Source organism: Cryptosporangium sp. NPDC048952 (assembly GCF_043197895.1).
Lineage (GTDB): Bacteria > Actinomycetota > Actinomycetes > Mycobacteriales > Cryptosporangiaceae > Cryptosporangium.
Genome location: NZ_JBICTY010000001.1, coordinates 1,218,390 through 1,230,838, shown reverse-complemented (window position 1 = coordinate 1,230,838; position 12,449 = coordinate 1,218,390). Strand labels below are relative to the sequence as shown.

Here is a 12,449-nt window from a genome sequence, read left to right as displayed (position 1 = left end):
GCGCGCGGCGCGCGGCACGCGCAGGGCACGGCGCGGCACGCGCAGGGCACGGCGCGGCACGCGCAGGGCACGGCACGGCACGGCACGCGCACGGCACGGCACGGCACGGCACGCGCACGGCACGGCACGGCACGGCACGCGCACGGCACGGCACGGCACGGCACGCGCACGGCACGGCACGGCACGGCACGCGCACGGCACGGCACGCGCAGGGCACGGCGGGCGCGCGGCACGCGCAGGGCACGCGCACGGCACGGCACGCGCAGGGCACGGCGGGCGCGCGGCACGCGCAGGGCACGGCGAGCGCGCGGCACGCGCAGGGCACGGCGAGCGCGCGGCACGCGCAGGGCACGGCGAGCGCGCGGCACGCGCAGGGCAGGGCGGGGCGCGCGGGAGCGGGGGTGGGGGGAACACGGCCGAGGGCGCGCCGCTCGGCGCGCCCTCGGGGTGGTGCGGGATCAGGCGATGGTGACCTTGCTGCGCAATTCGGGGCACAGGTTCTTGGTCGCGGAGTTCAGGACACTCAGCGCGGCCTTGCGGGCGTTGGCGGGAGCCTGCTCGGCAACCAGCCACTGCGTGACGTCCATGACCACGCGGGTCTGGTCGTAGACCGCCAGCTCGCCGCACGTCTCCTCGCCGAGCTGCACCATCTTCGGCTGGTAGCCGACGACCTTGTACACCTCGGTCGACATCGTCAGCAGGAACTTGTTGTAGCGAAGATCAGGGTCGTCGCAGTTCTTGCCGGCGTAGTAGGTCTTCGGCAGCGACGCGTCCGGCACGCACTTGTTGGTCAGCGTCGCCATGAACGGCGCGGTAGTGGCGGTCGCGGTCGCGGCGGTGGTGGCGCCGGCCGCGGTGGTCGCGCCGGTCGCGGTGGTGCCACCGGTCGCGGCGGTGGCGCCCGTGGACGCGGTCGCGGCCGCGGTGGCTCCCGCGGTCGGCGCGGTGGTAGGCGTTGCGGCCTCCGCGGCGCTCGGCCCGCTGGTGAACGCGCTGAACGCGGTCTTCAGACCCTTGGGCGCTGCGACCTCGGCCGCGCTCGCACCCCAGACCACCAGGCCCACGATGGCGGCGACAGCCAGCAGTCGCAGCCCAAAACTGACTCGGTACCCCATGTCGATCTTCCCCTCCGGTATCGGTAACTCACCGGAACAGACCGCCGAACCAGCACCCTGATACGCCTGTGACCGGCGCCACATCCCCGCTAGGCGACGAGCATCAGCCAAGCTCCGAACGCCAGCGCCGACCAGCACAGCGCGAGGTGCACCACCACGTAGATGATCTGCGGTACGTACGTCATCTCGCGGAGTGCGCGGTAGTCGGACTTCTCCTTCGCCTTCGGGTCCATCTTGCGGGCGGCCGCCGCCAGGTACGGGCTCACGTGGCGCGACCCCCGAAGCAGGAGCGACCAGACCAGGAAGTACGCGACCACCGTCTGGACGGCGAGAGTGGTGTTCCAAGCAACGAGCAGCAGCACGCCCCCGATCGCGGCGGCGAAGAACGCGCCGAACGGATTCTTGATCAGCCAGAGCACTACTCCGAACAGCACGATCGCGAGCCAGAGCACCGCCACCGGGTGGTCGCGGGAAAGGAGCCAGGCGCCCAGTAGTCCGAACAGCGGGGGTCCGAGGTACCCGATGAAGAGCGTGAGGAAGCTGGCGAAGCCGGTGACCTGCACGGTGGTGAACGCGCTGCCTTTCAGCGGCAGCGTGATGCCCGATACCTGGCCCATCATCCCCGCCGCCGTCGCGTGCGCACCCTCGTGGCTGCTGGTCGCCACGCGGCGGATGATGGACGTGCCGACGAAGAGTAGGGCCAGTAGGCCCGTGAAGAGCACCAGCCAGTTCGGGGTCGGCGACTGGCGGTTGGCTATTTGTTCGGTGATCTGCTCGATGCGGCCCGGAGTCGTGGGACTCGGTGACGGCGTCAACGCGATGACGGATAAAAGCATGATTGCCCCCCGACAATCGGCGGGCCCACCCCTGACCCCGCCTCGACGCGCCCCCGCGTCGGGGACCGACGGTCCCACTGGTGAATGGCATTCGTGACCCCTAAAGAGCCCTCATCGCTACTCGGAGTTAACTGATTACTTTCGGTTCTCGAATTGGGGGGACAGATGGGTGAGAACAGGGCCGTTACAAGACGTAGCGTCGTGGCGGGGGCGGGTGCGTTCGGGGTGACCGCGACGCTCGGCGCGTGTAGTTCGTACGGTGACGACGGCTCGGACAGCGCGACCACTACCGCTTCGACGGCCGCCGCCACGAGCGCACCCGCGTCCGCCAGCGCAGCGGCGTCCGCCACTGCAGGGACGACCGCCTCCCCCGCCGGTACCGAGCTCGGGCCGAGCAGCGAGGTTCCCGTCGGCGGCGGCAAGATCTACGCCAGCGAGAAGATCGTGGTGACGCAGCCGACCGCCGGCACGTACAAGGGGTTCAGTGCGGTGTGCACGCACCAGGGCTGCACGGTGTCGACCGTGACCGGTGGCAAGATCATCTGCAACTGCCACAAGAGCCACTTCTCCGCGACGGACGGGTCAGTGGTGTCGGGGCCGGCGAAGACGGCGTTGCCGAGCGAGTCGGTGACCGTGTCCGGCGACACGGTCTACCTAGCCTGAGCCATTCGACTTTTCGGGCTCACGCGCCGACTTTCCGGGCTCATCCGAGCCAACATGAGCCCGCAAACTCGTCACAAAACCCCGAAAACACGCAAGCCCACCAGGAGCACCGAGCCGGGCGCGGGGGCGCAGGCGCATGCGGCCCGCAGCGCGTGCCGCGCGGCGCGGCGCAGCGCGTGCGGGGCGGCGCAGCGCGTGCGGCGCGGCGCAGCGCGTGCGGCGCGGCGCAGCGCGTGCGGGGCGGCGCAGCGCGTGCGGGGCGGCGCAGCGCGTGCGGGGCGGCGCAGCGCGTGCGGGGCGGCGCAGCGCGTGCGGCGCGGCGCAGCGCGTGCGGGGCGACGCAGCGCGTGCGGCGCGGCGCAGCGCGTGCGGGGCGACGCGTGCGGCGCGGGGCGGCGCGTGCGGGGTGTGCGGGGTGTGCGGGGTGTGCGGGGTGTGCGGGGCGGCAGGTGACGGGTGGGAGGGGGCCGCGGGGCAGGGCGCGCCGTTGACAGGGGGAGGCGAGGGGCGCGGCGGAAGCGGGGATGGAGGTGCGGGGCTGCCTGCGGTGGTTCGCCGGGTGGCGTCTCATAAGAAACGGCGGAGAACCTGGGCAGGGGCGATGCGGTAGAGGGGGGCGACCACGCGCCAGGGCCAGCCGGGAACGTACGCGGAGGCGGGCTCGCGCTCGACCGCACGCGCGAGTGCTCGGCTGCCGGTTGCGGCGTCGACCTCGAACAGCAGTTTGCCGGCGCCGGCGTTGAGGTCGGTGCGGATGTAGCCGGGTTCGATCGTGGTGACGCGGATCGGGGTGTCGGCGACGTCCATGCGGATGCCCTCGGCGAGGGTCGAGAGACCCGCTTTGGTGGCGGCATAGGTCGCTGCGGAGCGCCGCCCCCCACGCAGGCCGGCGATCGAGCTGATCACGACGAGGTGTCCGGCGTTCTGCTCACGGAACAGCTCCATCGCCGCTTCGCACTGCGCCAACGCGGCGACGAAGTTCGTCTCGGCGGTTTCCCGGTTGGCGTCGAATCGGCCGGTTCCGATCGGTGCGCCTTTGCCGAGGCCGGCGTTGACGATGACGCGGTCGATGTGGCCGAGGCCGCTCGCGAACGACCGGAACGTCCGGAAGATCGCGTCGTGGTCGGTGACGTCGAGACTGTGGATGGCCACCCGGACGCCGGGGTAGGTGCCGGTCAGTTCCTCACGGAGCGTTTCGAGGCGGTCGAGCCGACGGGCACAGAGCGCAAGGTTCCGGCCCCGGGCGGCGAATTCGTGCGCCATGCCGGCGCCGAGTCCGGAGCTGGCTCCCGTGATCAGGATGTTGGTGCGGACGGTTCGTGGCATCGAAAAGTCCCCCGGTCCTGCAGTGGCGGCGAACCATCGATTCTGACTCCTGTCACACCAGCCTCAGCAGGCACCCTCGCTGTGACGGATCAGTCACCGAGTATGGATACCGCGCTCGCGGATCCGATATGGTGCTCCTCCCAGGTGGCGAAAGATCCTTTATTCACTCTTTGTAAAGGACATCGATGACGTCGTGGTTAGGCGGCGCGCCGTTGAGTAACGGTGCCGGTCGAGCGGGCGGCTGATGGGTGACGGTCCGCTCTCGTACTGTGCCGATCTGCACCCGGTCTCCGACCTCGATGACGTCGTTGCGCAACTAGACCGGTACGCGGAGCCGATCCGGCGTGCCGTGCCGATGAAACGACTCGGGCTCGGGCTGCGGCTCGCACCCTCAGTGGCCTCGGGGCTCGCGTCCGACCGGTCGGCGCGGCGTCGGCTGCGACGCGAGCTGGACGTACGTGGCCTCGAGGTCACCACGCTCAACACCGGCAGCGACTCCCCGCGCTGGAACGACCCGGCGCGGCTGCGGTACTCGCTCGACTGCGCCGCGGTGCTGGCCGACCTGCTTCCCGACCGGCTCGCGTACGGCACGATCGGCACGCTGCCGCTGGGGTGGCGCGAGCCGTGGTCGCCGGCCGACGATGCGACGGCCGCCACCTATCTGGGGTTGCTCGTCGAGCGGTTGCGCGCGATAGACGCGGAGAACGGCCGGCCGGTGACGCTGGCGTTCGAGCCCGCGCCGGGGTACCGGTTCGACACCGTGCTGGATTCGGTGCGGTGGCTGGCTGGACGGGTGGACCCGGAGTACGTCGGGGTGTGCGTCGACACGTGTGCACTGGCGGTCTCGTTCGTGGATCCGGCTGCGGCGATCTCCGCGGTATACCGGGCGGGGCTGACCGTGCAGAAGGTGCAAGCGGCTACCGCCGTTCAGGTGGATGATCCGCGTGATCCTGCTACTCGCCGGGCGTTGGAAGCCCTGGTCTCGGACGTTCCGCAGCCGGTCCGCGAGCGCGCTTCCGAAGGCCTGACGCGCACCGCTGACGACCTCCCGTACGCCCTGGAGTGGTTGCCGGGGGCCGGTCCGTGGCGGGTCCACCGGCATTTGCCGCTGCACGCGCGGCCGGATTCGCCGCTGCGCGCCACCAGCTGGGTGCTTCGCGCGACCGTGGAGGCGGTGCTCGCCGAAACCGGCTTCGCCGATTTTCCCCACGTCGAGGTCGACGTCTGTCCGCGCGCCGCGGGGATGTACGACGTGCCGTCGCTGGTGGCCGGGGTGGCGGCCGACGTGGCGTGCGTGAGCGAGCTGCTCGACGACGTGGGAATCAGCGGGGAGCCGGCGGCGAGAAGCCTTGCCGGGCCGATGATGCGTGTCGGGAGCGCGTGGGTCAGCTGACGTGCTTGCGCAGCGCCTTGCGGTCGAGCTTGCCGACGGACGTCAGTGGGATCTGGTCGACGATGCGGACGACGCGCGGGTACTTCACGGCGGCGAGCTTCTGTTTCCCATAGTTGACGAGTTCGTCTTCGGTGACCGTTGCGTCGGGGCTGAGCTGCACGAATGCGACGACTTCCTCGCCGCGGCGCGGGTCCGGGCGGCCGACCACCGCGCACAGGGCGACGTCCGGGTGGGTGAGCATCGCCTCTTCGACGTCACGGGGATAGACGTTGAAGCCGTCGCGGATGATCAGGTCCTTGATCCTGTCGACGACGAACAGGTTGCCGTCTTCGTCCTGGTGTCCGATGTCGCCGGTGTGGAACCAGCCGTCGCGGATCGCGTGGGCGGTCTCGTCCGGGGCGTTCCAGTAGGCGCTCATCATCATCGGGCCGCGAGCGCAGATTTCGCCGTCCTCGCCGGGGGATACCGGGGTGCCGTCGGGGCGGACGATCTGCATCTCGATGTTCGGCATCGGAACGCCGACGCTGCCGACCGGGATCTGCCTGTCCGGCTTTCCGGACGTGATGCCGCCGGCCAGTTCGGAGCATCCGTAGCCCTCGTAGACCTCTATTCCGGGCATGCGTCGCTTGAAGTCGGCCGCTACCTGGGCCGGGAGCGGAGCTCCACCGCTGGCGACTCGCCGCAGGGAGGAGAGGTCGTAGTCCTCCATGGGCTGGGCCATGATCAGCTGGAGCATGCTCGGAACGACGGCGCCGACCTGGGCTTTGTGCTGCTCGGCGAGCTTCAGCCAGCCGACCGGGTCGAACCAGCGCATCAGCACGCCGGTGCGCGGGGTGGCCGCGTGGACCGACATGACGCTGACCGTCAGGCCGTAGATGTGCGAGAGCGGCAGCGGGAGGAGGGCGACGCGGAGGTCGTCGTCCTCGCCGGACGCGTGCACCATCGCGTAGGCGGCGGCCGACATGGCGTCGTGGGTGAGCATGACGCCCTTGGAGCGGCCGGTGGTGCCGCCGGTGTAGAGGAGGCCGGCGAGGTCGCTCGGGAGGCGCGTAGCTTGCGGCGCTTCGGCGCCGCTTTCCATCTCGGCAAAGCCGAGGACTGCCTTGGCGCCGCCGAGCGCAGCGCCCGGCGCGGCTGCGGCCGTCGCAGCGGTGGCCGTCGCAGCGGTGGGCGGCGTAGCGGTGGACGGCGTAGCGGTGGACGGCGTAGCGGGACGCGCGGCCGGTGTTTCCGCAGTTGGGGGCTCGCCGGCGACGATGATGCCGCGGACCGTTTCTATGCCGGTGGCGGCGGATTGGATCTTTGGGAGGAATTCCGGGGTCGTGATGACGAAGGTGGCGCCGCTGTCGCGCAGGATGTGCGCGATCTCGGCGTCGCTGAGCAGGAACAGCACGGGCGTGGTGACGCCCCCGGCCCACCAGATGCCGTGATACGCGACCCCCACCTCGGGACAGTTCGCCATGCAGACGACGACCCGATCGCCAGGACGAAGCCCGGCAGCGAGCAGCCCCGCCGCGAACCGGCGGGACCGCGCGCCGAGCTGCGCGGACGTCCAGGTGGTGCCCTCGAAGATTTGCACGCTCTCCTGACCGAGCCGCTCCCAGGAGCGTTCAGCCAGCTGGGACAGCGTGCTTCCGGTGGCGGCGGTGACGGTCATCTTTGACCTCCTCGACGGCAGCCACCTCACCGTAGCTAGATTTCGTAGTCCAATGTGAAGGTATGGGAACCGTCCTCGTGCCGCGTCAGCACCGCGGTACCGGTCAGGCCGGCCAGCTCGTCGGTACCGGAGCCGGCGACGACCTGCCAGCGTGCCTCCTCCTGGGTGGCCGTGTGCAGCAGGACGAAGCTGCCTTTTCGTCCCTGGACACTTCCGGTGATGCGCTCCACCGCGACGTAGGCCGTCTGGTCGACGGTCAGCATCCGGACGGTGCTGGTCGCCTCGACGTCGCCGGTGAACGTCTTGGTGAGCAGCGCAGAGGCAATACTGCCGTCCGGTTCGCCGACGGGTTCGAACGTGTCGACGGTGAATGAGGCGGTGGCACGCACTGGTGACTCCTTAGGTCGGGATGGACACGATCCTGGAGGTCATTCCTGACATCTTCTGTCAGGAGGAGAATCGGGTCATGGCGATCAGTGACGTCGACACCGACCATCTGCGCACCGCGATCTCGGTCGCCCGCAACGCCCGGGTGAACGGCAACCATCCCTTCGGGGCGACGCTCGTCGACGCGGAGGGGGTGCAGGTGCTGGCGGCGGAGAACAGCGTGGTGACCGGCCGGGACGCCACCGGGCACGCCGAGACGAACCTGGTGCGCCAGGCGAGCGGGCGGTTCGCGCCCGCGGAGCTGGCCGGGTTCACGCTCTACACCAGCACGGAGCCGTGCGCGATGTGCGCGGGAGCGATCTACTGGGCCGGTATCGGCCGGGTGGTGTACGCGCTGGGTGAGGACGTGCTGCGGGAGATGACCGGCGCGAACCCCGAGAACCCGACCCTGGCGCTGCCCTGCCGTGAGGTGTTCGCGCGGGGCCAGCGCGAGGTCACCGTCGACGGCCCGGTGGACCTCCCCGATGCCCGCGCGGCCCACGCGGGATTCTGGGACTGATCCCCGCCGCGCGGGGCGCCCAGCCGCGCGGTCGCGCGAGGCGCCCAGCCGCGCGGGCCGCACAGCCGCACAGCCGCGCGAGGCGCGGGCGCACAGCCGCGCGGGCGCACAGCCGCGCGGGCGGCGGGGTGGGGCGGTGGTGCACGGCGGAGTCGGCCTTGCGCGGGGTTAGTCGATGTCGTAGACCGGTAGCACTAGCGAGCCGCCGGAGGTTTGGCGGTGGGCCTTGACCATGCGGGTGGCGGTGGCGGCGGGCTCGCCCGTGCCGAGGTTGCGGGCGAACCGCGGGTACGCCCCGCCCGCGACCGACACCCGCAACCGGTGACCCGCCCGCACCCGGTACGCGGTGGGCCGCATCTCCACCGGCACGTCGAGCGGCGCACCGGGCCGCAGCCGCACGAACCCGTCGGAGATCGTCATCGAGCGGCCAGAGGGCTCGACGTCACAGAGCCGGACGAACACGTCCCCGTGCCCCGGATCGCTCCGCACACGAACCACCGCACTCAGCTCCCCGACCAGGTCGAGATCGGACTCCAGCGCCGCGCTCGTGTAGCAGAGCACGTCGGCCCGCGCCTCGATCGCCCGGTTGTCGGCGGGCCCCGCGTCCTTGCCGATGACGGGTCCACCGACGGTGGGCGTCGGGTCGGCGGGGTCGTAGAACGTGACCTCGGGGGCCCCGTCGATCGGGGCGACGCCGAGTTCACCGTTCCCGAAGTGCCAGGTCGTCGGCGTGCTCGGGGGTGGCCATTGCTCGGCGTCGAGCCAGCGGTTGGCTTTTTGGAGCCAGAGCCGGACGGGTGCGCGCTGTCGTGCCGGTGCGCCGTGCAGCACGGTCGAGAGGTGCTCGAAGGCATCCCGGCTGGCGGCCAGCGCGCCGGGGATTTCAGCGTGGGCGCCGGGGCCGATCGTCAGGTGGGGTGTGGTGCCGGCTTTTTGCAGGGCGATGACGTCACGCAGCTGGTTGAGCAGGAAAATGTCCCACCAGACCGTGTACATCGACACCGGTGCGGTCACCGATGAGACGCCCGCCGAGTGGTCGCTCGGTGCCCAGAAGTCGTCGTTCTCGTGGGCGACCACTTCCTGCCAGTACGAGCTCTCCCTGCCGATGCTCGCGAGCGGCAGGCTCGCCATCGCGCGCCGGTTCCGCCGGCCCCGGAAGAATTGACGCCTTTCCTGCGAGACGACCATCGTGCCCCACTCGTACGCACCGCGAAGGCCCACGCCACCGCCGAGGTACGTGGAGCTGGTGAACTCCGACGCCGTGATCGCCGGACACAGCGCGGCCAGCGGCGGCTCGGCATACGGCGCCACCGCCCACTGCGTGAAACCCAGGTAACTCGACCCCATCATCGCGACCCGCCCGTCGCACCACGGCTGGTTCCGCAGCCAGCTCAGCGTCGCTAGGCCGTCGTCCTTTTCGTGGTGAAAGGGCTCGAAGAGCCCCCCGGAGCCGAACGTGCCGCGCACGCTCTGCAACACGACCTGGAACCCGCGGCGGGCGAAGGGCGTTCCGTAGAGCATGGCGAGCTGTCGATCGCGACCGTACGGCGTCCGGACCAGCACGACCGGAGCCGGCTCGTCGCCGGGCGGCGCGTACCGGTCGGCGAGCAGATCCACACCGTCGGGCATCGGCACCCGCAAGTTCCGTTCGACCTGGTAGGGACCGGTTTTTCCGGGCAGCCGAAGGACCCGGTCGATTGCCGCGTTTAGCAAGCTCCGCACGTGGCCACCGTATCGATCGGGTCTCACAGAATCAGCACATGTTCCGTTCAGCGCAGCCTCAGGCTCCGGCCCGAAAAAGGAACCATGACGATCACGAGCATCGAGTCCGGACGGAACGTACTCACCGATGAGGCACACACGGTCCTCGTGACCGTCGTGGGCGCCTCGGGCAGCCTGGCCGCCCTGGCCGAGCAACTCCCGGCGCACTGGCGCGCGCAGAGCGCCGACCTGGAAGACATCGACCACACCGACCTCCTGGTGATCGGGGGTGCGAACGGTGGCCGAATCCGTGCCGCGGTACGGCAGCACCCGGGCACCCCCGTGGTCGGCGTCGTCGACACCTACGCCACCGCCGACCAGGTCGTCGAGGTGCTCGAAGCCGGCGCCGACGCCTGCGTCCGGTCCGGGCTACCGACCCTGGTCAGCAGCCACCTGCGCGCTTGCTACCGACGCCGGGCGCTCGCGGCTTAGCGTTCGTCGACGTGGTCGCGCACCAGATCGAGCCCCACGTCCTGGGGCTCGGGTTCCGGGCGCCGACGGATGAACAGGAAACGCCGGTCGAAATAGACCAGCACCAGGTACAGGAACAGCAGCGCGACACCGATCTGCAGCCCCACGGGTAGGCGGTGGTCGGCTGGCGCCACAGGGGTGGCGACCGGCGTCGGGTCCGGCGCCGCCGGGAAGAGGTTCTCCGGCACCGGTCCGCCGGGGTACTCCGGTCGCCCGGCCTCCGCCCCGTTGTTTGTTCCGTCTGATATCGACGCCATGGGGCGCGCTGTTTCTGCGCTGGGGGCCTGGGTGGGGGCTTGGACGTCGTCAGCCGGGCGTCCGGGGGCGGCTGGAGCCACGCCCTGCGCGTCCTGCGGCACCACCGCCTGCCCCACCGGCGGCGCCACCTCCGCCCGCTGGTCGGCCGCACGCTGGGCCGCCGCCCGCTGAGCCGCCGCACGCTGCCCTGCCGCACGCTGCCCTGCCGCACGCTGCGTTGCCGCACGCTGGGCGGCCGCACGCTCAGCTGTTGCCTGCTCAGCCGCCGCACGCTGCGCTGCCGCCCGCTGCGCTGCCGCTGCCTGGGCCGCCGTGCGCTGGGCGGCGCGCTGGGCGGCTGCCCGCTCAGCGGCGGTGCCCTGGCTAGCGCCGCGCTCGGAGGCCGCGCGCTGAGCCGCGGCACGCTGGGCAGCCGCGCGCTGGGCAGCCGCGCGCTGGGCAGCCGTGCGCTGGGCAGCCGTGCGCTGGGCAGCGGCGCGTTCGGCGGCCTGCCGGAGTCGGCCCGCGGTGTCGCCGACCGGCCGCTCCTCGGCAGTGCGCATCTCGGCCGCCCGCTGCTCGGCCACTCGCCGGGCCGCGGCCGCCCGCTCCGCCCGCACCCGAGCCGCTCGGCGCTCCGCCGCGCGCTGAGCCGCCTGCCGCCGAACCGCCTGCCGCTGCGCGGTCGCGCGCTGCGTCGCCGCCCGCTGAGCCGCCGTCTGCGGCCCGGCCGCACGCTGACCCGCCGCACGCTGACCCGCCGCACGCTGACCCGCCGCACGCTGACCCGCCCCACGCTGACCCGCGGGCCGCTGCGCTGCCGCACCCTGCGCATCCGAGCGCCACGCCGCCCCACCTTGCGAAGCTGACCGTTGTGCCGCCGCACGTTGCGCGGCCGCCCGCTGCGCCGCCGCCCGCCGCGCCGCCGCGCGCTGGTTCGCGGCTCGCTGGTTTGCTGCGCGTTGAGCGGCGCGCTGCGCTGCCGCTCGCTGGGCGGCTGCTCGTTGTCGGGCGGGGTGGCGCTGGGTTGATGGGGGGCGTTGGGCGGACTGGTCGCGGGTCGTGAAGCGGCCGTCCGACTGGCGCTGGGGCTGCGGCGCCTCGCCCCACGGCCCGGACCAATCGCCGGGCCACTCCTGCTCGTACGACCACGGGTCAGCGCCGTACCGCGGTACTTCCCATTCGCTCGGCGCGTTCCACTGCTGGCCCCAGTCGTCGTCGGCAATCGCTGGCGCCGTCGATCCGCAGAGCAGCACTGCCGCGATCCCGGCGCTCGCACACGCCGCTCCGAGCCTCCTCATCCATCGAACGGTACTGCACATTTAGGTACAAAAGGTGCTCCACTAGCGGCCGCGTCGCGTGGACATGCGGTCCACATACGCCAGCACCGCGTTCAGAATGATCGGCGCGAGCGTCAGCGCCGTCGCGACCAGAACCCAAGGCAACCACGGCTCCGGGCGCGGATCGCGCCAGTCCTGGCGCCAGGAGTTCGCCACCACCACCCCGTGGTACGCGGCCGCCGCGGCCCGGCACCCCACCGCGCCGTCGACCGAGGCACAGCGTGCCGCCAGCGCGCGGCCGAACGCCGCATCGACCGCCTCCCGCGCCCACGGCCCGAGCGGTTTCCCCACCCGCGCGGCATAGCGCAGTAAGTCGTAGCCCAGGTCGTGCGCCTTGCACGCCGCCGCGAAGTCGTACCGCGTCGCCCCGGTAGGCGCCGAGCAAGCCCCGTGCGGCGCCACCCACACCCCGCCCTCCCGCACCGGCAAGTACCCCATCACCACCTCGAAATCCCCCGGCACCGGCGCCCCGTCTCCCGCAGAAGCTCCACCCCCGCCCGACACAGCGCCCGGCACCCCGCCCGACGCCACACTCGCGTCCGCCGTCACCGCGCGGACAGCCGCACCGGCCGGTGTGTCCCGGCGGGCGGCGGGGGTCGCGGAGGCGGTGTCGCCGCAGAGAACGCCGGTCAGCAATGTCAGCAGCAAAGCCGTCCACACTCGACGCGACATGTCGCCCCTCCCGTCCGGGAACGACACGTCCC

Annotated in this window: 13 protein-coding genes; 5 read left to right on the top strand and 8 right to left on the bottom strand. The window is 71.8% G+C overall.

Features of this window, described 5'->3' with window-relative positions; genetic code table 11:
- Positions 1–458 precede the first annotated feature (458 nt).
- Together ACGFY5_RS05800 and ACGFY5_RS05795 are read right to left on the bottom strand one after the other, a co-directional pair.
- Positions 459–1,115, bottom strand: a complete 657-nt coding sequence (locus ACGFY5_RS05800; protein ID WP_392717724.1) for a hypothetical protein — start codon at positions 1,113–1,115, stop codon at positions 459–461.
- 89 nt (positions 1,116–1,204) lie between these two features.
- Positions 1,205–1,951, bottom strand: a complete 747-nt coding sequence (locus ACGFY5_RS05795) for a M50 family metallopeptidase (protein ID WP_392717722.1) — start codon at positions 1,949–1,951, stop codon at positions 1,205–1,207.
- Positions 1,952–2,116: 165 nt separating this feature from the next.
- Between ACGFY5_RS05795 and ACGFY5_RS05790 the strand changes: the two genes are divergently transcribed.
- Positions 2,117–2,614, top strand: a complete 498-nt coding sequence (locus ACGFY5_RS05790; RefSeq protein WP_392717720.1) for a Rieske (2Fe-2S) protein — start codon at positions 2,117–2,119, stop codon at positions 2,612–2,614.
- A gap of 567 nt (positions 2,615–3,181) precedes the next feature.
- Here the strand turns inward: ACGFY5_RS05790 and ACGFY5_RS05785 are convergent.
- Complete coding sequence (locus tag ACGFY5_RS05785; protein ID WP_392717718.1) at positions 3,182–3,940, bottom strand: SDR family oxidoreductase; 759 nt, start codon at positions 3,938–3,940, stop codon at positions 3,182–3,184.
- 244 nt (positions 3,941–4,184) lie between these two features.
- Between ACGFY5_RS05785 and ACGFY5_RS05780 the strand changes: the two genes are divergently transcribed.
- Positions 4,185–5,333 carry a xylose isomerase gene (locus ACGFY5_RS05780; protein ID WP_392717715.1) on the top strand — a complete coding sequence of 383 codons (1,149 nt, stop codon included), beginning with the start codon at positions 4,185–4,187 and terminating at the stop codon, positions 5,331–5,333.
- Here ACGFY5_RS05780 and ACGFY5_RS05775 read toward each other — a convergent pair.
- Together ACGFY5_RS05775 and ACGFY5_RS05770 are read right to left on the bottom strand one after the other, a co-directional pair.
- The gene (locus tag ACGFY5_RS05775) at positions 5,326–6,990 is read right to left on the bottom strand and encodes a class I adenylate-forming enzyme family protein (RefSeq protein WP_392717713.1); all 1,665 of its coding nucleotides are present in this window, start codon (positions 6,988–6,990) and stop codon (positions 5,326–5,328) included. The genes ACGFY5_RS05780 and ACGFY5_RS05775 overlap by 8 nt on opposite strands.
- Before the next feature lie 35 nt (positions 6,991–7,025).
- Complete coding sequence (locus ACGFY5_RS05770) at positions 7,026–7,379, bottom strand: DUF3224 domain-containing protein (protein WP_392717711.1); 354 nt, start codon at positions 7,377–7,379, stop codon at positions 7,026–7,028.
- Between the two features lie 77 nt (positions 7,380–7,456).
- Here ACGFY5_RS05770 and ACGFY5_RS05765 point away from each other — a divergent pair, with 77 nt between their 5' ends.
- Positions 7,457–7,936, top strand: a complete 480-nt coding sequence (locus ACGFY5_RS05765) for a nucleoside deaminase (protein WP_392717710.1) — start codon at positions 7,457–7,459, stop codon at positions 7,934–7,936.
- A gap of 168 nt (positions 7,937–8,104) precedes the next feature.
- On the opposite strand, the gene ACGFY5_RS05760 is transcribed toward ACGFY5_RS05765, so the two are convergent.
- Positions 8,105–9,658, bottom strand: coding sequence for a CocE/NonD family hydrolase (locus ACGFY5_RS05760; protein WP_392717708.1), 1,554 nt, complete (start codon positions 9,656–9,658; stop codon positions 8,105–8,107).
- Between the two features lie 84 nt (positions 9,659–9,742).
- Between ACGFY5_RS05760 and ACGFY5_RS05755 the strand changes: the two genes are divergently transcribed.
- Positions 9,743–10,129 (top strand): hypothetical protein, encoded by a 387-nt coding sequence (locus ACGFY5_RS05755; protein ID WP_392717706.1) that lies wholly within the window; start codon positions 9,743–9,745, stop codon positions 10,127–10,129.
- Here the strand turns inward: ACGFY5_RS05755 and ACGFY5_RS05750 are convergent.
- On the bottom strand, positions 10,126–10,425 hold the full coding sequence (locus tag ACGFY5_RS05750; protein ID WP_392717704.1) for a hypothetical protein: 300 nt from the start codon (positions 10,423–10,425) through the stop codon (positions 10,126–10,128). The two genes, ACGFY5_RS05755 and ACGFY5_RS05750, sit on opposite strands and share 4 nt — an antisense overlap.
- A gap of 39 nt (positions 10,426–10,464) precedes the next feature.
- Here ACGFY5_RS05750 and ACGFY5_RS05745 point away from each other — a divergent pair, with 39 nt between their 5' ends.
- Positions 10,465–11,274 carry a hypothetical protein gene (locus ACGFY5_RS05745; protein ID WP_392717702.1) on the top strand — a complete coding sequence of 270 codons (810 nt, stop codon included), beginning with the start codon at positions 10,465–10,467 and terminating at the stop codon, positions 11,272–11,274.
- A gap of 474 nt (positions 11,275–11,748) precedes the next feature.
- Here the strand turns inward: ACGFY5_RS05745 and ACGFY5_RS05740 are convergent, their stop codons facing one another.
- Positions 11,749–12,417 (bottom strand): phospholipase A2, encoded by a 669-nt coding sequence (locus tag ACGFY5_RS05740; RefSeq protein WP_392717700.1) that lies wholly within the window; start codon positions 12,415–12,417, stop codon positions 11,749–11,751.
- Between the last annotated feature and the right edge of the window lie 32 nt (positions 12,418–12,449).